Annotated in this window: 17 protein-coding genes and 1 tRNA gene; 9 read left to right on the top strand and 9 right to left on the bottom strand. The window is 53.8% G+C overall.

The genetic code is table 11. From position 1 onward, the window contains the following. Nucleotides 1–58: 58 nt before the first annotated feature. The 4 genes from FHS90_RS15245 to FHS90_RS15260 all read right to left on the bottom strand — a co-directional run bounded on the left by FHS90_RS15245 (nt 59) and on the right by FHS90_RS15260 (nt 4,468). Nucleotides 59–1,825, bottom strand: coding sequence for an ABC transporter ATP-binding protein (locus FHS90_RS15245; RefSeq protein WP_182513683.1), 1,767 nt, complete (start codon nt 1,823–1,825; stop codon nt 59–61). A 996-nt stretch (nt 1,826–2,821) separates the two neighbouring features. Beyond that, nucleotides 2,822–3,985, bottom strand: a complete 1,164-nt coding sequence (locus FHS90_RS15250; protein WP_066830583.1) for a hypothetical protein — start codon at nt 3,983–3,985, stop codon at nt 2,822–2,824. Between the two features lie 62 nt (nt 3,986–4,047). Continuing rightward, nucleotides 4,048–4,257: a hypothetical protein gene (locus tag FHS90_RS15255; protein ID WP_182513684.1), complete on the bottom strand. Its 210-nt coding sequence runs from the start codon at nt 4,255–4,257 to the stop codon at nt 4,048–4,050. 136 nt (nt 4,258–4,393) lie between these two features. Next, a tRNA-Val gene (locus tag FHS90_RS15260) sits at nt 4,394–4,468 on the bottom strand. A gap of 169 nt (nt 4,469–4,637) precedes the next feature. Here FHS90_RS15260 and FHS90_RS15265 point away from each other — a divergent pair. From FHS90_RS15265 to FHS90_RS15280, 4 genes are all read left to right on the top strand, one after another. Next, nucleotides 4,638–5,120: a DUF5362 family protein gene (locus FHS90_RS15265; RefSeq protein ID WP_182513685.1), complete on the top strand. Its 483-nt coding sequence runs from the start codon at nt 4,638–4,640 to the stop codon at nt 5,118–5,120. Between the two features lie 405 nt (nt 5,121–5,525). Next, nucleotides 5,526–8,054, top strand: coding sequence for an AsmA family protein (locus FHS90_RS15270; RefSeq protein WP_182513686.1), 2,529 nt, complete (start codon nt 5,526–5,528; stop codon nt 8,052–8,054). 385 nt (nt 8,055–8,439) lie between these two features. Beyond that, nucleotides 8,440–8,937 carry a DinB family protein gene (locus tag FHS90_RS15275; protein WP_182513687.1) on the top strand — a complete coding sequence of 166 codons (498 nt, stop codon included), beginning with the start codon at nt 8,440–8,442 and terminating at the stop codon, nt 8,935–8,937. 17 nt (nt 8,938–8,954) lie between these two features. Then, the gene (locus tag FHS90_RS15280) at nt 8,955–9,176 is read left to right on the top strand and encodes a hypothetical protein (protein WP_182513688.1); all 222 of its coding nucleotides are present in this window, start codon (nt 8,955–8,957) and stop codon (nt 9,174–9,176) included. On the opposite strand, the gene FHS90_RS15285 is transcribed toward FHS90_RS15280, so the two are convergent. Both FHS90_RS15285 and FHS90_RS15290 read right to left on the bottom strand, forming a co-directional pair. After that, nucleotides 9,173–10,159: a helix-turn-helix transcriptional regulator gene (locus FHS90_RS15285; RefSeq protein ID WP_182513689.1), complete on the bottom strand. Its 987-nt coding sequence runs from the start codon at nt 10,157–10,159 to the stop codon at nt 9,173–9,175. The genes FHS90_RS15280 and FHS90_RS15285 overlap by 4 nt on opposite strands. A 238-nt stretch (nt 10,160–10,397) precedes the next feature. Next, nucleotides 10,398–11,180, bottom strand: a complete 783-nt coding sequence (locus FHS90_RS15290; protein WP_182513690.1) for a phytanoyl-CoA dioxygenase family protein — start codon at nt 11,178–11,180, stop codon at nt 10,398–10,400. Nucleotides 11,181–11,666: 486 nt separating this feature from the next. On the opposite strand from FHS90_RS15290, the gene FHS90_RS15295 reads away from it, so the two are divergent. After that, nucleotides 11,667–12,491, top strand: a complete 825-nt coding sequence (locus FHS90_RS15295; protein WP_182513691.1) for a tellurite resistance TerB family protein — start codon at nt 11,667–11,669, stop codon at nt 12,489–12,491. Between the two features lie 275 nt (nt 12,492–12,766). On the opposite strand, the gene FHS90_RS15300 is transcribed toward FHS90_RS15295, so the two are convergent. After that, entirely contained in the window at nt 12,767–13,882 is a 1,116-nt protein-coding gene (locus tag FHS90_RS15300) for a mechanosensitive ion channel family protein (RefSeq protein ID WP_066830599.1), read from the bottom strand. A gap of 70 nt (nt 13,883–13,952) precedes the next feature. Between FHS90_RS15300 and FHS90_RS15305 the strand changes: the two genes are divergently transcribed. Beyond that, entirely contained in the window at nt 13,953–14,318 is a 366-nt protein-coding gene (locus FHS90_RS15305; protein ID WP_182513692.1) for a hypothetical protein, read from the top strand. Between the two features lie 680 nt (nt 14,319–14,998). On the opposite strand, the gene FHS90_RS15310 is transcribed toward FHS90_RS15305, so the two are convergent. Next, on the bottom strand, nt 14,999–16,225 hold the full coding sequence (locus tag FHS90_RS15310) for a Glu/Leu/Phe/Val dehydrogenase dimerization domain-containing protein (protein WP_182513693.1): 1,227 nt from the start codon (nt 16,223–16,225) through the stop codon (nt 14,999–15,001). A 966-nt stretch (nt 16,226–17,191) separates the two neighbouring features. Continuing rightward, nucleotides 17,192–18,265 (bottom strand): anhydro-N-acetylmuramic acid kinase, encoded by a 1,074-nt coding sequence (locus tag FHS90_RS15315; RefSeq protein ID WP_066830610.1) that lies wholly within the window; start codon nt 18,263–18,265, stop codon nt 17,192–17,194. Nucleotides 18,266–18,371: 106 nt separating this feature from the next. Here FHS90_RS15315 and FHS90_RS15320 point away from each other — a divergent pair, with 106 nt between their 5' ends. The 3 genes from FHS90_RS15320 to FHS90_RS15330 all read left to right on the top strand — a co-directional run bounded on the left by FHS90_RS15320 (nt 18,372) and on the right by FHS90_RS15330 (nt 20,667). Further along, on the top strand, nt 18,372–18,680 hold the full coding sequence (locus tag FHS90_RS15320) for an ArsR/SmtB family transcription factor (RefSeq protein ID WP_066830613.1): 309 nt from the start codon (nt 18,372–18,374) through the stop codon (nt 18,678–18,680). 199 nt (nt 18,681–18,879) lie between these two features. Then, nucleotides 18,880–19,944, top strand: a complete 1,065-nt coding sequence (locus FHS90_RS15325) for a sensor histidine kinase (protein WP_182513694.1) — start codon at nt 18,880–18,882, stop codon at nt 19,942–19,944. A gap of 30 nt (nt 19,945–19,974) precedes the next feature. Beyond that, nucleotides 19,975–20,667, top strand: coding sequence for a LytR/AlgR family response regulator transcription factor (locus FHS90_RS15330; protein WP_182513695.1), 693 nt, complete (start codon nt 19,975–19,977; stop codon nt 20,665–20,667). Nucleotides 20,668–20,713: the final 46 nt, after the last annotated feature.

Raw genomic sequence — 20,713 nt, forward strand, 5'->3', positions numbered from 1 at the left:
CAGCGGCACTACTTTCTGTTTTCGGGCTGTTTTTCAGAAAACAGCCCGAAAACAGAAACTACACAAAGTTCTTGTACTGCATTTCGTGCAGCTGGGCATAATAGCCGCCGGTCTGCAGCAGCTCTTCATGACGGCCCGCCTCCTTGATCTCTCCCCGGTCCAGCACAATAATGTTGTCTGCTTTCTGAATGGTAGAGAGGCGGTGGGCAATCACAATAGACGTGCGGCCCTGCATGAGCTGAGAGATGGCGTATTGGATCAATTCTTCGGTCTCTGAGTCTACGCTGGAGGTGGCCTCATCCAGAATGATGATCTTGGGGTCATAGACCATGGCGCGCACAAACGAAATCAGCTGCCGCTGCCCCACAGAGAGCGTAGCGCCGCGCTCCATCACATTGTACTGCAACCCACCGGGCAAACGCTCAATAAACTTGTCTGCGCCCACCAGCCGGGCGGCATGCCACATCTGCTCTTCTGTAATTTCTTTGTTGCCCAGGCTAATGTTGTCAGCAATGGTGCCAGAGAACAGGAACACGTCTTGCAGCACTACCCCAATGTGCTGGCGCAGCACGTCCAGGTCATACTCTTTGATGTCATGGTCATCTACCTTGATGGTGCCTTTGTTGATTTCATAGAACCGGCTCAAAAGGTTGATGATGGAGGTTTTGCCCGCGCCGGTAGCCCCTACCAGCGCCACCGTCTGCCCTGCCTTTACCTCAAACGAGATGCCGCGCAGCACCCAGTCCTCCTCATTATAGGCAAACCAGACGTTTTCAAACGTCACCCCTCCTTTAATGGTCTCTGGCGCATACGTGCCGCTGTCTGAGATCATCTCCTGGCTTTCCAGCAGTTTCATGATGCGCTCAGAGCTCACCACCCCCAGCTGCAGGGTATTAAACCGGTCAGCAATCTGCCTGATGGGCCTGAAGAACATGGCAATGTACATGATGAAGGCAATGAGCGACCCCAACGTGACCGTGTCCTGAATCACACCCTTGGCGCCATACCACACCAATAAGCCGGTACCGGCGGCGCCAATAACCTCAGCCACGGGGAAGTAGATGGAGTAGTACAGCACAGATTTGATGTTGGCGCGGGTGTGCTCCTTGTTGATGGCCTCAAACTTCTTCATCTCCCGCTCCTCATTGTTGAAGATCTGCACTACCATCATGCCCGTGATGTGCTCCTGCACAAACGCGTTCAACTTGGCCACCGCCCCGCGCACCTCCTGGAACGAGGCCTTCACCTTCTCCTTGAAGATATAGGTGCTAATGATGAGCAGCGGGAACATAGACAAGCTCACCAGGGTGAGTTTCCAGTCTATCCAGAACATGTAGATCAGGATAAACACCAGTTGCAGCACGTCGCCAATCATAGCGGCCAATCCTTCTGAGAACACATCAGACAAGGTTTCCACGTCGCTCACGTTACGGGTCACCAGTGTGCCAATGGGTGTGCGGTCATAGAATTTGAGCCGAAGCTTGAGAATATGCTCATACAGCTTCACCCTGATGTCACGCACCACGTACTGCCCCAGCCACCCCGCAAAATACGTGTGGAAATAGGAAACCGCGGTGTGCAGCACCAGCAGCACAATGAGCCACATAAACATGCGGTTCACGCCCTGCCAGTCATACTGCAGGATCTCCTGGTCTACCATCTCCTGAATCAGGAAAGGCCTGATAGTAGCCAGCACCGCCGAGGCCACCGTTAAAAAGGTAACCAGGTAGAAAATCTTCTGGTATGGTTTCACAAACCGGAAAATCTTCCTGAGCACTTCCCAGTCAAAGGCACTTCCGGTTTTGTTGCCGCCTATTTCACTCATGTTGTTTCCTGTTGTCTAAGGCACAGTCCCCCCTGCTAACGTAGAATAGATCTGCACGGGTACGGCACCAGTTCCTGGCCATGCGTTTTAGGCCTGTTTTTTGAAAAACGGCGCCAAAACAGACGTGGCTCTCCCTGCAAAAGTACGCATTTACCCACGCATTTATTGATTCCCTTTTGTGTACCGGTCTGCACCACTCCCGGAGCGCTTTAGAGGGGCGCTTGTATGATTTGGCATGCGTGGATCTACTTGTGCAAACATCCCCCTTCGCCCCTTCAAAGGGGGAGTATCAGCTGGCGTTAGAAGGCACGGAAGAAACTTCCGCGCCATAGAGGGCAGAAGAAGCAGAAGTAATGTGAGGCTGCCGCCCCATGGAAGCTGAAAGCTTCCGCCATTATAGGTCCAGGTTGGAAACTTGAACCAGAGAAAGCGGCAGGCAAGCAGCAATAAGTAAGCAAACAACAATGAACAATCAACACTTCTGCTAGTGGAACCTCTGTTAATTAGCACTTCTGCCCCTGGCTGATGTGCGCAGCACGGGCTCGCCTCAGGCTAGCGGAACAGTAGTGGTTACCTGCAGAGGCAGACAGAGCAGGAGAAGCTGATCAGGAAAGGAACAGAAACCAGTCCTGGGGGGAGCGCCTCTGTTAATACGGTGCCGCACCAGCGGCAAGGCCGGAGGGCCTAGTTTTAACAGCAGTGCGAGCCGGCAGGACGGGGCCCCGCGGCCATGAGCGCTTACCGGAGGCAATGCAACAGCAATGGGATTTCGCACCGCATCAAGCGGCAACGCCAAGGGAACAGCAGACTTCGCATTGCCCCTGCAGCAGCATGACTATGAGGCACCTCATCCAGCAGCCCAGCCAAGAGAACAGCAGGCTAAGCGCCCAGCAAGCAGCGGCTACTGAGGCAACAGCAGGGCCTGCATCTGCTTCCTAGCCAGGCCAACCTGTTTTAGGGCTACTTTCAGAAAAACAGCCTTAAAACAGGAAAAAGCTATTTAATGATAGGATAGCGGGTAAACGGTTTGGAGGGGTCAAAGATCTTCCGGTAGGTAATGTGCGTTTTGTAGATCACGGCACCCAGCATGCGCGTCACCATCATCATTTTAGGGTTGAAATCCCCCACCCAGTTCATCTCCAGTTCTGGGGCATAGTCCATAATGGTTTGGTGGGAGTGGTTCATCATGAACGCATCTACCCCTTTGCCCTGGAACTCGGGCACTACGCCAAAGATAAGCCCAAAGAGCCTTTTGTCCTTCCGGAAACTGTTGCGCCATTTGTAATAGAGAAACTTGAGCTTTCCCCACCAGTCAAACCGGCCGTTCAGGTGCTTGAAAATCTGGTTCAGTTCTGGGAGCAGGATAAAGAACGCAATGGGCTGCTCCTTGTAGTAGGTGAAGAACAGGAGCCTCTCATCCATTACCGGCTTCATGGTTTTCATGAGCTTGCGCACTTTCTCCAGGGTTAGAAAATTGACCCCGGAGTGCCCTCCCCACGCTTTGTTGTAGACCTCCAGAAAATCCTGCGCCAGTTTCTCCAGGTTTTTCTTAGATGCGTGGGCAACCCGGTAGTTGGGGTCCTGGCCCAGTACGGCAGAGCGTTCAATGATTTTAGGGTGCAGCGGGGCGGTGGTACTCCTTTTGTAGGTATACTGCTTGAAGTACACCTGAAAACCATACGCCTCAAAGAGTTCCTTATAATAAGGCGCGTGGTAGAACATGCCATAGTTGGGCTCCGTGAAACCGTCTACCAGCAAGCCCCACCAGCGGTCACGCTCCCCAAAGTTGATGGGGCCGTCCATGGCTTCCATGCCCTGGGCTTCCAGCCAGGATTGACAGGCGTCAAACAGCTGGAAGGCGGCTGCCTGGTCATTGATGCACTCAAAGAAGCCCATGCCGCCGGTAAGGTACTCAGAAGCCGCCTTGGTCTTGTCATTGACAAAAGCCGCCACGCGGCCAATGGTCTGGCCGTGCGCATTCTGTAAGACCCACCTAATGATCTTCCCGTTCTGGAAGTTGGGGTTGCGCCGGGGGTCAAACACTTGCTCAATGTCCTGGTCCAGGGGCCTGATCCAGTGGGGGTGGTTCACGTACAGGCGGGTGGGCAGCTCTAGAAATTCTCTGATCAGGGCGGGGGTGGTGACTTCAAGTAATGGCATATCCTAAAACAGCTTGGCCGGTAAAGATACGCAAATGAACGGCACCAGGTGTGCCGCTGCCGCTAAAGGGTATTCCCTAAAGAGGCAACCACAGCCGGGTGCCGCTGTGATTCCTGCCGCATGGCATTGCTGAAGGTGTAGGGCTGCTGATCATAGGGGCTGGTGTACATCTCCTTCATCACGAGCCAGGAAATGTCAAACCCCAGAAAATACATGGGGACAAAGCTTAGCTTCCAGCCTGCTTCTAACAGTATTTGATGGCGTCTTCTCATGGCGGCCTCCTTTCAGGTAATTCTGCTTCATGAGCAGGTCTAAGGTAAGAACGAAGACTTAAGAGATAGGTTGAGCCGCGGGCGGAAGAGGCTAAAACAAAAAAAAGCCTCACCGGAAGGTGAGGCTTTTAAGGAGTGGGACGTGCTGGATTCGAACCAGCGACCCTCTGCTTGTAAGGCAGATGCTCTGAACCAGCTGAGCTAACATCCCTTTTTTTTATCTTCTGAAGACCTGTTGTCCCCGTTTGATGATGCAAATATGGGGGGTGAAACTGAATCTTCCAAATACCAGCTGAAAAAAAAGTTAAAAAATATTTAATAAAGGCTCTTGAAAAGCTTTTATATATTTAGCGTCAATAACTTAACAAATTAAAAATTTTATGGACAATTCTCTGTACGAAGAAGAATCTGCAGGTATCACCCTGGACCCGGTAATGATGGGCTACTTACGCATTGCTGCCAAGTGGGGCAAGTTCTTAGCCATTGTGGGGTTTGTGATGATAGGGCTTATCGTTCTCTTCGGGGTTTTCTTTGGCACCATCATGGGCAGTGCCATGGGGGGAGCCATGGGGGCCGCCATGCCTGGGGGCGAGATGATGGGCGGGGCCCTGGCCACTTTCATGACGGTGCTTTACCTGCTGTTTGCCGTGCTCTATTTCTTCCCGGTGCTGTACCTGTACCGGTTCTCAGACAAGATGCAGGTAGGGCTGCGGGTGCAAAGCCCAGACGTAGTGCTGGAGTCGTTCAGAAACCTGAAGTCTCTTTTCAAGTTCATGGGGGTGCTGACCATTGTGATCCTGGGCTTCTATGCCCTGGCGCTGGTGTTTGGGGTGTTCGCCGCCAGTATGGCAAGTATGAACTAACCGGAGACAGAACTGCCGGAGAAAGCGGTTTCTGTTTTGGGGCCGTTTTGGCCAAAACAGCCCCAAAACAGAAACCGTAAATTCACAGGTAGCGCCTGGCTGTACGTCGTCCGGGCAACAGACGGGGCCGGGGGCGCTAACCTACCGGCGGGCTGCCACCATATTGGCTAAAAGCGGTCTCCTGCATGGCGTATGGCCAGCTGGCTTTCTGTTTTCGGGCTACTTTTTTGAAAACAGCCCGAAAACAGAAGCCATTACTGGTCAAGTAGAACGCGCCAAGCAAAGCCAGTGCATTTATGAGACGGCTACTAATCTTTTTTGCCCCTAATCAGTACACCGCGCTGGGGCAGCTTTGGTGGCTTTCCCTTGCCTCTGTATCTTTAAGGTTTGGTAGTTAGAAATCCTGTGGGAATTAAGAAAAAGATAGCGCGGTACCTGCTCTTCGCCGTAGGCGGGGTGGTTTTGCTGTTGGCAGTGGCGGTGGGCGCTATTTACCTGTACCAGGATAAGATTATTCAGCTGTTTGTGGCAGAGGCCAACAAGCACATTAAGACCAAGGTGCAGGTGGAGAAGATAGAGGTGACGCTGTGGGAGAAGTTTCCGGCGGTGGCCATCAACCTCAAGAATGTGGAGATCACTGAGGCGGTGGCGGGCAGCACGGCCCCGTTGGCCAAACTTGCCAACATCTACAGCACGTTCAACCTGTGGGACCTCTGGCGCGGCACCTACCACATCAAGGAGCTCTACCTGGAAGAAGGCGAGGTGCGGGTGAAGGTGCTGCCCAACGGGGAGGTGAACTACCGCTTTTACCAGGACGCTGATGCCACCCATGCCGGAAATCTGAGTTTTGACCTGGAGAAGATTGTGCTCCGGAAAGTGCGCATCAGCTATCATGATGCGCCCGGAGACCAGCGGTATGAGCTGCAGGCGCACGCGCTGTCGGCGGCGCTGAGTATTGAGGAGCCGGTAGTGACCATCAAAGCAGAGGGCAGGGCGCTGGTGCATACCCTGCAGGTGGGGGAAAGCGAGTTTCTGAGGCAAAAAGAAATCTCCCTGGGCAGCCAGTTGGCCATCCATACAATAGAAAAGACCATCACCATTTCCCCGTCTGAGCTGCGGGTTGAGAAGGCGGTGTACCAGGTGGGCGGCGAGGTGCTGTTCCCCGCTAAAACCAACCTGGACCTCTTTATTCAGGGCAAAAATACAGACATACAATCATTGCTGGCGCTGTTGCCGCCCCGCTTCACCAAACAGCTGGCGCAGTACCGCAGCAAAGGTGATGTCTATTTCCAGGGCGAGGTCAAGGGCGAAGTCTCTGCTAAGAAGAACCCGTATGTTGACATCAGCTTTGGGGCCAAGGGGGCCTCTTTTTATCACCCAGACTACAAGGAGAAGATTGAGAAGGTGAACCTGGAGGGGCGGTTCACCAACGGGGAAAAGCGCAACAGCCAGACCTCTATGCTGGAACTGCGCAGAGTAACCGGAAGCCTGCGCGGCAGGCCCTTCTCTGGGGAATTCCTGTACCACAACTTCGCCAACCCAGACCTGAAGGCCCAGCTGAGGGCAGATGTAGACGTGGCCCACGTGCTGGGCGTGTTTCCCGTAGAAGACATCAGGAAAGGCAGCGGGCAGGCGCAGGTGCAGCTCTCGTTTGCCGGCAACCTAAAACAGTTCAAAGCCAACCCCAGCCACGCCAGCATCAAGACCAGCGGCGAAGTGAGCCTGAAAGCGGTGAGCCTGCTGTTCAGGCAGCACCCCATGCCCGTCTCCGGCATGAACGGGGCTTTTCTCTTCCGGAAGAATGACGTGGCCGTGACCGATTTCAAAGGCAAGGTGGGGGATTCTGACTTTCTGGTGAACGGGTATTTCAAGAACGTGCTGCCGTGGCTGTTCCTGAAGGGGCAACGGCTGCGCATAGAGGCAGACTTGGCGTCTGCCTTCCTGAACCTGGATCAACTGCTAACCGTTGCCCCGGCAGGTAGGCAAGACCTGGAAAGTACCGGGAAATCTGCTGCCAGAAAAGGGAAAGCCGCCTCTGCCTATGCGTTCAACCTGCCCGCCCATCTGGAGCTGGATCTAAACGCCTCCGTAGCCCGGCTTACGTTCAGGCGGTTCAAGGCCACGCAGCTGCACGGGCAGGTGCGGCTGCAGAACCAGGTGATCACCACCCCCAACATTGCCCTGCAGGCGGTGGGCGGCCGCTTCCAGGTGAGCGGAAACCTGGATGCCCGCAAGCCGCTGATCAGGGTGAACTCGGTCGCCCGCATAGATGAGATCAAGGTAGACAGCCTGATGTACGTGTTTGAAAACTTTGGGCAGAATTTCATTACCCAGCGCCACCTGCAGGGGCAACTGACTGCGCACATTGACTCAGAGCTGTTCTTTGACCACACGCTCTCGCCCCGCACAGATCTCATGCAGGCCGAGATCAAGACCTCTATCAAGAACGGACAGCTCCTGTACTTTGAGCCGCTGCAGAAGATGAGCACGTTCATTGAGCGCCATGAACTGGCCAACCTCAGGTTCTCAGAGCTCAAGAACAACTTCTGGATTCAAGGGCGCACCATTTACATTCCGGAGATGGAAATCAAGTCCAGCACCAGCCGCTTCTCCAATATCACCGTCTCGGGCACCCACACCTTTGACCAGCAGATGGACTACCACCTGCGCATTCCGCTGGCATCGGCGCAGCCGAAACGGGACAAAGACGAGCGCTACGGCGTGGTGGCGGGCGGCTCCACGCCCAACCCCAACTTGTTTCTCACCATCAAAGGCAAGGAGGGTAATTTCAAAGTAGCCTATGACCAGGAAAAGGTGAAAGACAAGATCACCTCTGACCTGGAGCGTGAAAAGCAGGAACTGAAAGATGCCCTGAAAGGGAAGAAGAAGGAAGGGAAGACCGTAAAGCCCGCCCAGGAATATTTTGAGTTTTAGGGAATTTGCGTTTCCGGGCTGTTTTTAGGAAAACAGGCCCAAAACGAGAGCAAGATTTGGGTGATGGTTATGGCTGGGGATTTGGTCACTCCTTTTCGTCATTCTGAAAGAATCTTGTGGGCGAACTAGAAAAGCTTTCTCTGTCTGCGATATTAAATATTCCAATTGCCCAAACCCAGGTCCGGGTTTCTGTTTCCGGCCTACTTTCCCTAAAACCGCCCAAAAACAGAAACCCGCAAGCAAACCATCGGCGCACGCCGAACAACTCCCTGCCAACGCTCAAATTTTCATCGTTCCAAAAAAAAATTCTGAATCCTACTGACAAACAGCTGTCACCGGGGGCGGGTAGTTTTGTTCCATCACTAACCCATTAACCCGTTGACCTATGGAAACCATGACTTCCAACACCCCCACCACCACTTCGGTAATCTCTTCTAAAGACCTGCTAACCCATTGGCAGGCGCACCGCGGCCTTACCCGCAGAGTGATAGAGGCGTTCCCAGAGAAAGAGCTGTTTGAGTTCTCCATTGGCGGCATGCGGCCATTTGCCAAAATAATAATGGAGCTGTTGGCCATTGGCGCGCCCGGCGTAAAGGAAATAGCTGAGGGAACCGTGCAGCAACTGAACGAAGACCTGGAGCAGGCCGACACCAAAGAAAAGATACTAGCCCTCTGGGATGAAGCCACCGCCACCATTGACCAGTATTGGGCCCAAATTCCAGACCAGCGGTTTCAGGAGAAGATTATGGCGTTCGGGCAGTATGAGGGCACTGTGCAGTCAACCGTGCTGTACTACATTGACAACGAGATTCACCACCGTGGGCAAGGCTACGTGTATTTGCGGGCGCTGGGCATTGAACCGCCTTTCTTCTGGCAAAGGTAATTGGGAGGCAGCAACACATGAGAACCGTGCTGGTTTTTAAGACCTCAGTACGTACCCGCCGCAGTGTGAAACAGGTAACGCCCCTGCTGAACCAGTTGCTGGACGCGACGGACCGCTGGAACTTCGACCTGCAGGATTGTGATCACATTCTGCGGGTAGAAGCGCAGGCTATAACGCCTTCTGTGATTATCGACCGGCTCCGGCAGGCGGGTTTTCTGTGTACTGAACTGGAAGACTAAGAATAGACGGGTTCCGTTTTTAGCTGCAATGATGCCTGTACGCGGGCAAGAATGCCGCTCACTTGTTCCTTCAGGCTTTCGGGCTCCAGAATCTGGGCGCAGTCTCCAAACATGACGTACCACCGGGCAAACCCTTCGCAGTGGGGTTCGGTCAGGAAAGTCATCACTACGTAGTCACCGTCTGGTTTTTCAGAGGTGAAACCGTAATAGGTGCGGCTGTTCTGAATGTACCGGGCAAATGACTTTTCTACCCGCAAGACCACTTTCACCTTCTCTGTTGGGGCTTTGGGCTTACGGTAATCAGACAACGGACCGTGCTCTCTGGTGAAGGGGCGGTCCGTTAGTTTTATCTGCAGCATGCGGTCTGTCCGGAACTGGCGGTAATCTGCGCGCAAATGGCAATAGCCCATGATGTACCAGAAATTGTTCTCGTGGAACAGCCCGATGGGCTCAATCAGGCGCTCGGTCGCTTCCTCAGAGCTGAACGCCTGGTACTGCAACGCCACCTGTTTTTTTTCGGCCATGCTGTCTAAGAGCACGTCCAGGGCGTGGGGCGTGTGCTGGTTGAAAAGCTGCGCCGATGTATCTACCCAAATCTGGGCCTCCAGTGCCGCCACCCGCTCCTTGGTACTACCCCGCAGAACCGACTTCACCTTGTACATGGCACTCTCAAAATGCGCCCCCAGGCCTTTGTCGCTGAACTTCTGCATGAGTTTTTCGGCGGCCACAAAACTGCTGGCTTCTTCCTGGGTGAACATGACGGGCGGCAGCCGGTAACCGTCCAGCAATGAGTAACCCACGCCCGCTTCGCCGGTTACGGGCACGCCCGATGCTTCCAGTGACCGAATATCACGGTACACGGTGCGCAGACTCACCTGGAAACGGTCGGCCAGTTCCTGGGCCTTTACCGTACGGCCCGACTGCAAATGGTGCAGCATGGCCACAATGCGGTCAAAACGGTTGAGGGGTTCGCTGTCGTCCATAGAGAGGGTAGGGAATTCGCTCTTAAATCTACCAAAAATCAGGGCATCGTCTTACAGACGAAACAAGGATTGCTAAAATTATTAGGGATTTCCTGTTTTCGGGCTGTTTTGGCCAAAACAGCCCGAAAACAGGAGACTAATCATTTAGACTATCAGTTCTGAAATTATGGATTACTAGAGAAAGAGAAAGGCGGCTATGCAAAAGATAGCCGCCTTTCTTTTAGTAAGCCGGGGCAGTTTATTTGCCCAGCGCCAGACGAATGGCAGTCTCTACAGGCGCGTGACCTTCAACTGAATCATCAAGTGTGAACGCTTTTTGAAGGAATAACGGTGGTTGCGCCATGAATTTAGGGTTTTTGCCCCTGTGCGCTTGCGCCGCGTGCACTAAGAAAGGGTGACACAGATAGACCGTTCCCGCTTGGCCAACTGCAAACGCCTGTTCTCTTTCCGGAAGGGAATCTACCTGTTTGGCGAGCTCCATAAAGGAAAGTCCCTGTTCGCCCTCTGTTGAGAGCAGGTTTGCCACGTCAAGATGTGAGCCTTTGTAGAGCACGGTAGGGGCGTCTGCCTCGGTTACATCAGAATATAAAACCAGCAGCAGCAAGGCGCGGCCTTTAGAGGCTAGGTTGACTCGCCATTCAATGTAATTCGCCGGGTCTTCCCCCGGAAAGCTGGCGTCTACGTGCTTGCCCGTATCTATGGGCAGCTTCTCTGCCGGAAAACGCACCGGGAATGCCCCCACGCTCCGGCAGGGCAACCATCTGCCTTCGCCCACCAATTGATTGAAGGCATGGTGCAGTTTTGGGGTGTTTACTGACTCCACAAAAGGCGGTTGGGTGTACATGCCCAGCCACACCACCGGTTCTGACCAAGTGCTGGGGTCTGCGCGGTCAACCGGAAGGTCTTTCCATAAGATGTCTACTGCGGCGGCGGCAGTCTCCCTGGAAAAAGCGTGGTCAAGGCGTAAGAACCCGGTATGAATGAACTCCTGGATTTGGTTTGGATTTAAAAAATCAGGCATGAGAATAACGTAAAGGAGCCTTCGCCCGATAGCAGGTAGCGGGGTAGGGCAGATGATACAATAAATTTCAAGGGGATAGGCAACAAAAGCCTGAGCACTCATGCTGAAAGCACAAGTGCCGTCACTTCAGAAAGAAGCGAAAAGAGAGAGATTTATAATGTTGGGGCCATTCTCATAAGGCCAAGTAAAGAATATTTCCTTGAATCTACAACTCCAGTCTATCTGATTAAACCTATGCCATTTAGTAGAAGAGAACAAAAAGTTTTACAGCAAAATCACCCGGCAAGCGCTGACAAAGTGCTTCATTCTTCTGTCTTAAAAGTAGAAGGCAGTTTTTAAAGGCGTTTGCCTATGAAGTGATGTTGATAGGAAGGAAAGAGAAACTGGCGGTCGGCGTTTTCGGGCCGTTTTCCGGAAAACAGCCCGAAAATGCAAACCCCTTTTTGGCGGCTGCGTTCAAAAGGCTCTACACCAACTAGAACCACCATGGCTGAAGAAACCGTTTTACTCAAAGACTATTCTGACCAGGAAAAAGGTGCCTATCTGGGGGCCTTGGCCACCATCGCCTCGGCAGACGGACAGGTAACCGAAGACGAACTGGCGTTCCTGCGCCTCTTGGGCGAAGCCGCCGAACTGCCCGATAACCTGCAGCAGGAAATAGAATCTATTGCTAAGAACCCTTCGCAGATAAGTTTGCAGAAGTGCCTGGACGTGCTCCAGGGCAGCCCCCTGCGGTTTTCGTTTGTGACAGACATCATCAGCTTCGCGAAGTCAGACGGCGAGTATTCACAGGAGGAGCAGCGGCGCATCTCAGAGATTGGGCAGTACCTAGGCATTGACCAGAAACAGTTCAGCATTCTGGACCAGTTTGTGGACAAAGCCAACCAGGCCCAGCAGCAGGGCGAAGACCCCACCAGCCAGTCATTCCTGAGCAAAAGCGGCATGGGTGACATGTTCAAGAACTCCGGCATCTCACCGGGCATGGTCACCGGTATGCTGGGCATTTTGGCGCCCATGGTCATTGCCGGCATGATGAACCGCCGCGGCGGGTACGGGCGTGGCTACGGCGGCGGCATGATGGGAGGAGGAATGATGGGCGGCGGCTTAGGCGGACTGCTGGGTGGTTTGCTAGGCGGGGGCATGATGCGCGGCGGCCTATACGGCGGCGGCCGCATGGGTGGCCTGGGCTCTATGGCTTCCATCTTAGGCGGCATGGGCGGCCGAAGCCGGTACGGCAGCATGGGCGGCGGCGGACTGGGTGGTCTGCTGGGCGGTATCTTAGGCGGCGGCCGCAGGGGCAGCGGTTGGTAAAGATAAATTCCTGTTTTCGGGCTGTTTTTCAGAAAACAGCCCGAAAACAGGAAACCAGGAGCGTTCTTGACGTAGAGACCCGGCACCGCCTTGTCTCCCACGCATTCCTGAAAAAAAACTAAGCTCAGTTTTCCTGCCCTCGCGGTTTGGTGACAAACTAACAGCCTGCGCCGTTTGAGACAAGGCGGTGCCGGGTCTTTCTTGCGGTTTAGGCTTGTTTTCAGAAAAAGAGCCCGGAAAGGCATTTTCATTCCCCGCTCTGAAAGGGCTATAGCTTACGCCTCTTCCTGCTTCACGTACACCGTTTGCGTTGGGAAGGCGAATTCGGCGCGGTGGCGCTCTACCACCTCTACAATTTTGTAGTTGATTTCCTCCTTCACGTCAATGTATTCGTCCCAGTCAATAGTGTTGATAAAGTAGAGCACCATAATGTCTTTGGAGTGCGGGCCCAGGTTAAAGAACCGCACGCGGCCGTCCTGGTTGGTGCGCGGGTACTCATCAATGAGGTGCTGAATGTCTGCCACTATGGCCTTGATCTGCTCTGAGGTGGTGTTGTAGGTGAGCGTGATGTCAAACTTTACCCGCCTAAAGGTGCGCAGCGTGAGGTTGTCCAGCGGTTTGTCAATCATGCTCTTGTTGGGCAAAGTTACGTAGCTCTTCTCCATGGTGCGGATGCGCGTGCTCCGGAAACCGATCTTCTCTACAGTGCCAATGATCTCACCCACCTGCACCAGGTCACCCACCACAAAAGGGTGGTCCAGGAAAATGGTGAAAGACGCCAGCAGGTTCTCCAGACTTTCTTTGGCCGCAAACGCGATGGCCAAACCGCCCACCCCCAGGCCGGCCACCAGACCCGCCACATTCACTTTGAAGACAGTGCCCAAAATCACGAAAAAACCGAACAGCACCACAATCACCTTGCTGAAGTCAACAAAGAACGGCACCAGCTGGTCGTCTAGCTTTGACATGGTTCTGGCCGCCCGCTTTGAGAAGATAAGCCCGAAGAAATCTACCAGACGCATGACCACCCAGGTGAGGGAGCTGACCAGGAAGATGCCGTAAATGCGCTGCAGAATACGTTTCAGGCCTAACTCGTTCTTGGCGGGCAAGCCCAGCTCCGGCGGATAATTCAGGCTGTCAAAGGCCATGTAGAGAAACACCAGAAAGGCGAGTACCTCCAGCGGCGTTACCAACAGGCGCTTGAATTCTTCTTTGGTGACCTCAGAGGAGAAGCGTTTGGCCAGTGCCTGAAAAAGAATAGTGGTGAGCAGCCGTGACAGCAGCTCCTTGAACAGGAAGCCGCAGAGCATGATACCGGCAAAAATGAGGTACTGCTGCACCGTGTTCCCTAAAAACACAAGCCTTAGAATATCAGTAAGTTGGTCCTGCATATGTATTTTTATTCCGCTTGCAACCAATGGCGGGGGGCAAGGGTCATCAGGTAAAATTGGGAATTAATCTATGAAACGTAAAATCTCTTCTTTGCTGTGCGTGCTAGGCATGGTGTTTAGCGTGATTTCCTGCCAAATCCCGGCTTCGCCCCAAGAGGGCGAAGGTTCTGATGCCTCCAGCCAGTGGCTGGCTTACCCAGAGACGCAGTGCGCTGATCCCTGGGGGTACTGCAACAAGAGCGGTGACAAGACCGTCTGCGTAAGGGAGCACCTGGAGAAGCTGGGGGTTGACGTGCTGGCGGTCACCGTGAGCGGCAGCTTAGGAGACGGTGCTGTTTGCCTGGCCTGCCAATGCGCCAGCGGGAGGATCTTCAAAGTAAAGGTAAACCAGGCAGACGTTGACCGGGTAGTGGCTATTGGGTTCAAGAAGTTCTAAGCCGGTAAAGCCCCGGTGAAGTACCTCCATTTCCGCATTGGCCGTGGAGAGGAACTTAAATTTCTGTTTTCGGGCTGTTTTTTTAAAAATAGGCCGAAAACAGAAATTAGTGGAGTGTCTGTGCGAGCCACGGGCGGGTTCTTCTAATGGAGAGAGAAGAGCAACGGTTAGCCTTTGCTTTGTCCTCCTGAAAGGATTTTGGCGCAGTTTACCTTGGTCTTTTGCGCTCCAAAACGGCATCAAAGGAACCGGGCTTTGCCATTTCTCTCACTTGGGCGCTGCTATGCTGAACAAAAATGCTTTGCCAGAACCTTTTACTCCCGTTCTTCGCCAGCAAGGCCAAAATGTAAACCAGCTCTTAGGGAACAGGGGGCGAACGGCAAGACCTGTTGCAAAACGCGGGTCTAACTTTTCTCAAGATGCTTTCAGGGAGACGGGAAGTGTAAAACAAAGCACCCGTTTTTGGGCTGTTTTCTGAAAAACAGCCCAAAAACGGGTTGACTGATCTCTCTGAGTCTTTTGAGCAAGTTTACGTTTGTCTATTGCGCTGCAAACGGGCCTTAAAAGCATCTGGCATCGCGGTTGCCCCGCCCCATAGTGCGGCTAAGTTGCTCTAAAAACGTTCTAGAAGCACCTTCCGCTCCCCGTTTTTGCTGCAGAAGCACAGTATAAACCAGCACTTACAGCAATTGACCCAGGGCAATCTCAAAGGAAGTTTTGGCTATCTCTGTTTTCTGCGGATTGCGGTCATGCGTTTTCTCCAGGGCTGTTTTGATGGTGCGGGAGATATCTGAGAAAATGGCCTCATCTGTGATTTCCACATCCTGCTCCATTAAATAGGCAAACACCCGGGCCATGCCGCAGTTAGCCACAAAGTCAGGAATGACAGACACGTGCTGGTCAGCAAACTCGCCGGTTGCCCCAAAGAAAATCTCCGGGTCCTGGAACGGCACGTTGGCTCCGCAGGAAATCACTTCCAGTCCGTTGGCCTTCATGCGCTCTACCTGATCCCGGGTGACCAGGCGGGAGGCCGCCGCCGGAATAAAGATTTCAGCCTCCAGGTCCCAGATGCGTTGGTTCACTTCTTCAAAAGACAGGAGGTTGTCTGCGGTGAGGGTGTTGCCGTGGCGGTTCAGGAACAGATCATTGATTTCGTCTGTGGAGAAACCTGCTGGGTTGATCAGTCCGCCGGCGCGGTCAATGATGCCTACCACTTTCGCGCCTTCACTGGCTAGATAATAGGCGGCTGCCGCGCCTACGTTTCCCCAGCCCTGAATGATGGCGCGTTTGCCTTTCAGGTTGCCGCCCCAGATCTCATAGTAATGGCACACCGCTTTGGCCACGCCGTACCCCGTGATCATGTCGGCCACGGTATATTTGCGGGCGAGGGAAGGGGAATAGTTTACATCTTCCAGCACCTTGCTCACGCCCTGGCGCAGCTGGCCCAGCTTGTTGATCTTTTGCGGCTCAGTGGCGTGGTAGTGGCCGTTGACAATGCCTTCTTGCGGGTGCCACAGGCCGTATTCTTCTGTGATGGGAATTACCTCATGGATCTCGTCTACGTTCAGGTCGCCGCCGGTGCCGTAGTAATTTTTGAGCAGCGGGAACACCACGCGGTACCAACGCTCCAGCACGCCCTGCTTCCTGGGGTCAGCGGGGTCAAAGTTGATCCCAGACTTGGCGCCGCCAATGGCCGGGCCCGATACGGTGAACTTCACCTCCATGGTTTTGGCCAGAGACTCCACCTCGCGTTTATCCAGGCCTTTGCGCATGCGGGTTCCGCCGCCGGCTGCCCCGCCCCGCAGGGAGTTGATGACTACCCAGCCTTCGGCCTCGGTTTCAGAATCTTTCCACTCAAACACAATCTCAGGGCGCTTGTTCTCAAATTTGGCGAGCAGGTCTTTCATAGCGGGAGGTTTGCTTTGGTTACCTGGCAAAGGTAGGGGATAACTAGCGTTTGGTAAAGGGGAAATTGTTTTGCTGTTGGAGGATATCTTTTCTGCTTGAAGCAGGGCGTGGTCTGCTGTTGCTGCTGCCATGGACAGGCATAGCCTGTTGTTCCCTGCTGGGTTGCCGCTGAAAGGCGTTGTTCGCTGGTTTGTTGCCTGCGCGGTTGGCGGATTCGTTGCGCTGCTGGCTGCTGTTGAAATGCTTAGTCTGCTGCTCCCTTGGCTGCGGCAGGAATGTGTAGTCTGTTGTCCCCCTGGCTTTGGCGGTTGACGCAATGCCTTACTCACTGCGTTGTTTCATCTTTTCCGGTAAGCGCTCACGGCCGCGGGGCCCCGTCCTGGCGGTGAGCACTGCTGTTAAAACTAGGCCCTCCGGCCTTGCCGCTAAAGCGGCACCGTATGAACAGAGGCGCTCACCCCCAGGACTGGTTTCTGTTCCTTTCCTGATCAGCTTCTCTGATTGTTAATTGGTTTGCAGGTAACTATTGTAGTCCCGCTAGCCTGAGACGAGCCCGTGCTGCGCACATCAGTCAGAGCAGAAGTGTTGGTTGTGCATTGCTGCTTGCCTGTTGGTCTGGTTCAGACGTTTCGGAGAATGGTAGAGACCAGGCACCGCCTTGTCTCCCACGCATATTTGATACTCCCCCTTTGAAGGGGGCGAAGGGTGATGTTGACACAGGAGGACACGTATTGCAGATAACTCCCCTCCCGGGAGGGGGAGGGGTGGGGTGCACGCATGGCTGATTGATCCCCGCGCGGCTCCCGGCGAGTCTGGAGACTTGCCCCAGCTTATGGTATGAGACCAAGCTGCGGGCCAGTTCCATCTCCAAAATCAATAAGCAGCTATTAGCCATTCATCAGACCTGCGGGCGTCTGTGCCAACTGCCGTTTTCGGCCTACTTTTTCAAAAACAGCCTAAAAACGCTAATTCCAGTAGATAGCGCCGCCGCAGTTGTCATGGCGGGCACCGGTCACACTTTGGAGGCAGTTGGGTTCCTGCCGCCAGCGCAGTACGCCCAGAAACGCGAAGATGAGGGCTTCTTTGAAGTTCACCAGCTCCGGCTCTGGGACCACTACCTCAAAGGTGGGGCCTAAGTAGTGTCTGATCTGCTCTACCAAAAAAGAGTTGAACGCCCCGCCGCCGGTGAGCAGGAGTTTGCCCCGTTGCTGGTCAGCGTGCTGGCGTACCGCCTGGGCAATCTGGTAGCCCATGTGGTGGCAGGCGGTGTGTAGTTTGTCTTGCACAGCAGCTTTCGATTCCTGGATTGCCCGTAAGCTGTTTTCGTCTGCCCACTCCTTGCCAATTGATTTTGGGGAAGGGGCTGAAAAGTAAGATGGCTCATTGAGACGGTCAAACAGGGCTTGGTTGAAGCTGCCGGAGCGGGCCTGGTCACCGTTTTTATCATAGGGCATGCCCAGCTGCCCGGCCAGCGGGTTCAGGAGCATGTTGCAGCAGGAGATGTCAAACGCTAGCCTTCGGTCCTGGCCTTCCTGTGAGATGTTGGAGATGCCGCCCAGGTTGAGGCAGAAATCATATTCGGCGAAGAGCAGGCGGTCGCCAATGGGGACCAGAGGGGCACCTTGTCCGCCCAGGGCAATGTCCAGGGTTCTGAAGTCGCAGACGGTGGGTGCTTCGGCGGCGGCGGCCAGGTACGCGCCGCTGCCCACCTGGAAGGTGATGTGCAGCTGGGGCTGGTGAAACACCGTGTGGCCGTGCGACGAGACAAAATCTACCTGCAGCTGGTGACGGTCTACAAAGGCTTTTACCAGCTCGCCCAGGTAGTGGCCGTAAGCGCGGTCTGTGGCAATAATTTCTACCGCGCTGACCTCTGTGAGGCCTGCCAGACGCTGTACCCATATATCTGAATATGGAACTGTTTCTGTATTAAGTATTTTATATATCCAATTGCCTTCATTATACGTAAATCTGCAATAAGCCAGATCCACTCCGTCTAACGAAGTGCCAGACATTATGCCTATAACATGGTAATTCTCCATGCGTTAAAGTAACGTAATGTTCTGGTAACTCGCAAAAGGGGGTATGAGGCGGGTTTAAAGGGCGCGGGCTGCGCGCCTCATTGTAGTACAGATTTAGTGTGTCCTTATGAAAAGTTTATTATCCAGAGTGGAATCTAAGAAGATAGATAAGGCGGCGTCCATGCTCAAGGTGTTGGCGCATCCTAAAAGGCTGGCCATCGTGGATCTTCTGGGTAAGGAAGATAAAATGACTGTAACGGAGATCTACCAGTACCTGGATCTCCCGCAAGCCATTGCGTCACAGCATTTGATCACACTGAAAGACAAGGGGGTTCTCTCGTCTTTCAAGGTGGGCACCAAAATCTATTATTCCCTATCTATTCCCAAGCTGATTGATGTGATTGACTGTCTGGAGGAGTGCTGCGGCGACCTGTAGCCTTTCTCTTTGCCCGTTTCCCCCATCAAGTAAGTATTCCCCCAGAACCGTTTCCGGCCTGTTTTCTGAAAAGGAGGCTAGAAACGGTTTTAATTTTTTAGGGGAGGGTGGGTTTACCCCTTTCTCATGGGCGCTCACCCCTTTTATTTGGGGAGGTGCGTTGGGCTCTGTTGCTTTGAACCAATTAACGCACAAGCCTATGAACCTCAAGAAACTTACGCCGCTTCCTATTGGGCAACAGGCCATCATCCACGCCGCTTTGGTTTGGGCAGGCCTTACGGTACTGGATACCGCTTTTTACAGTTACAGAGTAGCCACTGAGGGGTACTTCCTGTTTTATGGGAACGGTTCTCCCGTAACCGTTTGGCAACGCCTGGGGGAAACGGTGTTGCGCTGGGAAACCCTGGTGTTTCTGGCAGTGGCGGTAGGGGTGGAGCTGCTCTACCATTTCGTTTTTAAGTGGAAAAGCATCAAAGTCTTTGCCCTTGCCTGCGTGTTGCTTTCTTTGGGCACGGTGGTGGTGCTGCTGCTGGCCTTGCCGCCTCAAGGCTCTGTGGGGGCCGCAGATTTCCTGGTGGTGTTTTTTGAAGTGTTCATCTATGCGGTGTTGTATGCCCTTACCCGCAACCTCATCACCAGGCAGGCCAGGGAGGCAGAACAGAGAAGCCACCATGCCCAGGCCGAACTCAGCACCATCAAAGCCCACCTGAACCCGCACTTCTTTTTCAATACCCTCAACAGCCTGTATGGAACGGCTATCTTGGAGAAGGCAGAAAAAACTGCGCAAAGCGTGGAGCAGCTAGCTGGCATTATGCGCTATGTACTCACAGAGGCGCAGGAGGACCTGACCGAGGTAGCCAACGAAATCAAGTTCCTGCAAGATTACCTGCAGCTGCAGCAAATGCGGTTGCCCGCGCGGGAGAATATTAAGGTGAAGACGGAAATAATCTATGACGGAACCCCCGCCCTCATTGCCCCGCTACTGCTGATCCCTTTCATAGAAAACGCCTTTAAGTACGGCATCAGCCTAGACCAAGACTGTTTTGTGCACCTTTGCCTGCAGGTGAAGGACAGGCAATTGGAGATGGTGCTGGAAAACCAACTATTGCCAGAGCGGCAAAAAGACCACGGCGCGGGCACGGGCCTTGCGCATGCCCTAAAACGCCTGAACCTGCTGTACCCACAAAAACACCATTTGGTGTTGGAAGAGCAACCGCATTACAAAGTCAGGCTCAGGCTTGACATGCGCCAGATAGACCGGTAACTTTAAAAACTCCCTCAAAAGAAAACGCCCATGCGCTGCATTGCCCTAGATGACGAGCCCATTGCCCTGGAAGTACTAAAGGCGCACGCGCAGAAAGTGCCTTTCCTGCAGTTGCAGGAAACATTTGTGAGCGCCTCTGACGCCCTGGCCTATCTGCAGCAGCACCCTGTTGACTTAGTTTTCCTGGATATTAAGATGCCAGACATTACTGGTATTGAAGTAGCCAAACTCATTGGCAACAAGGCCAGCCTTGTCTTTACCACCGCCTTTGCGGAGTTTGCCCTACAGGGGTTTGAGTTGGCCGTGGTAGATTATCTGCTCAAGCCCGTTACTTTTCCCAGGTTTCTGCAGGCCTGTACCCGCGCGCAGGAGCTGTTGCCCCACAGGCAGGCCGGCAACGCTGGGCCGGGGGCTACGCCGGAGTTTCTGTTTGTGAAGGTAGGCTATGACTGGGAACGGGTGAGCCTGTCTGAGCTGCTTTACATTGAAACCGATGATAATTACCTCACCTTTCATGAACCGCACCGCCGTACCCTCACCCGCATGACCCTGGCCGAGGCCCTGGAGAAACTTCCCGCCCAGCGTTTTGTACGTGTGCACCGGTCTTATGTAGTGGCCATTGACAAGATTGAGAAGATAGAGCGGCACCAGGTCACCCTAGCTGGCAAGCCCCTTCCCGTCTCCCCCACCTACCGCGACCATCTGTTGCAGCAGCTGTTATAGAACCACAATTCCCGTTTTAGGCTCATTCCCAGATACGAAGCCCAAA

Origin of the sequence: Rufibacter ruber, from assembly GCF_014138425.1 — a bacterium.
Lineage (GTDB): Bacteria > Bacteroidota > Bacteroidia > Cytophagales > Hymenobacteraceae > Nibribacter > Nibribacter ruber_C.

Bases quoted from the DNA above. Each gene is read 5' to 3' on its own strand.
- FHS90_RS15315 (WP_066830610.1), bottom strand. From the start codon at position 18,265: ATGGAGAATTACCATGTTATAGGCATAATGTCTGGCACTTCGTTAGAC.
- FHS90_RS15295 (WP_182513691.1), top strand. From the start codon at position 11,667: ATGGCTGAAGAAACCGTTTTACTCAAAGACTATTCTGACCAGGAAAAA.
- FHS90_RS15245 (WP_182513683.1), bottom strand. From the start codon at position 1,825: ATGAGTGAAATAGGCGGCAACAAAACCGGAAGTGCCTTTGACTGGGAA.
- FHS90_RS15305 (WP_182513692.1), top strand. From the start codon at position 13,953: ATGAAACGTAAAATCTCTTCTTTGCTGTGCGTGCTAGGCATGGTGTTT.
- FHS90_RS15265 (WP_182513685.1), top strand. From the start codon at position 4,638: ATGGACAATTCTCTGTACGAAGAAGAATCTGCAGGTATCACCCTGGAC.
- FHS90_RS15310 (WP_182513693.1), bottom strand. From the start codon at position 16,225: ATGAAAGACCTGCTCGCCAAATTTGAGAACAAGCGCCCTGAGATTGTG.
- FHS90_RS15275 (WP_182513687.1), top strand. From the start codon at position 8,440: ATGGAAACCATGACTTCCAACACCCCCACCACCACTTCGGTAATCTCT.
- FHS90_RS15320 (WP_066830613.1), top strand. From the start codon at position 18,372: ATGAAAAGTTTATTATCCAGAGTGGAATCTAAGAAGATAGATAAGGCG.
- FHS90_RS15280 (WP_182513688.1), top strand. From the start codon at position 8,955: ATGAGAACCGTGCTGGTTTTTAAGACCTCAGTACGTACCCGCCGCAGT.
- FHS90_RS15285 (WP_182513689.1), bottom strand. From the start codon at position 10,159: ATGGACGACAGCGAACCCCTCAACCGTTTTGACCGCATTGTGGCCATG.
- FHS90_RS15325 (WP_182513694.1), top strand. From the start codon at position 18,880: ATGAACCTCAAGAAACTTACGCCGCTTCCTATTGGGCAACAGGCCATC.
- FHS90_RS15330 (WP_182513695.1), top strand. From the start codon at position 19,975: ATGCGCTGCATTGCCCTAGATGACGAGCCCATTGCCCTGGAAGTACTA.
- FHS90_RS15255 (WP_182513684.1), bottom strand. From the start codon at position 4,257: ATGAGAAGACGCCATCAAATACTGTTAGAAGCAGGCTGGAAGCTAAGC.
- FHS90_RS15300 (WP_066830599.1), bottom strand. From the start codon at position 13,882: ATGCAGGACCAACTTACTGATATTCTAAGGCTTGTGTTTTTAGGGAAC.
- FHS90_RS15290 (WP_182513690.1), bottom strand. From the start codon at position 11,180: ATGCCTGATTTTTTAAATCCAAACCAAATCCAGGAGTTCATTCATACC.
- FHS90_RS15250 (WP_066830583.1), bottom strand. From the start codon at position 3,985: ATGCCATTACTTGAAGTCACCACCCCCGCCCTGATCAGAGAATTTCTA.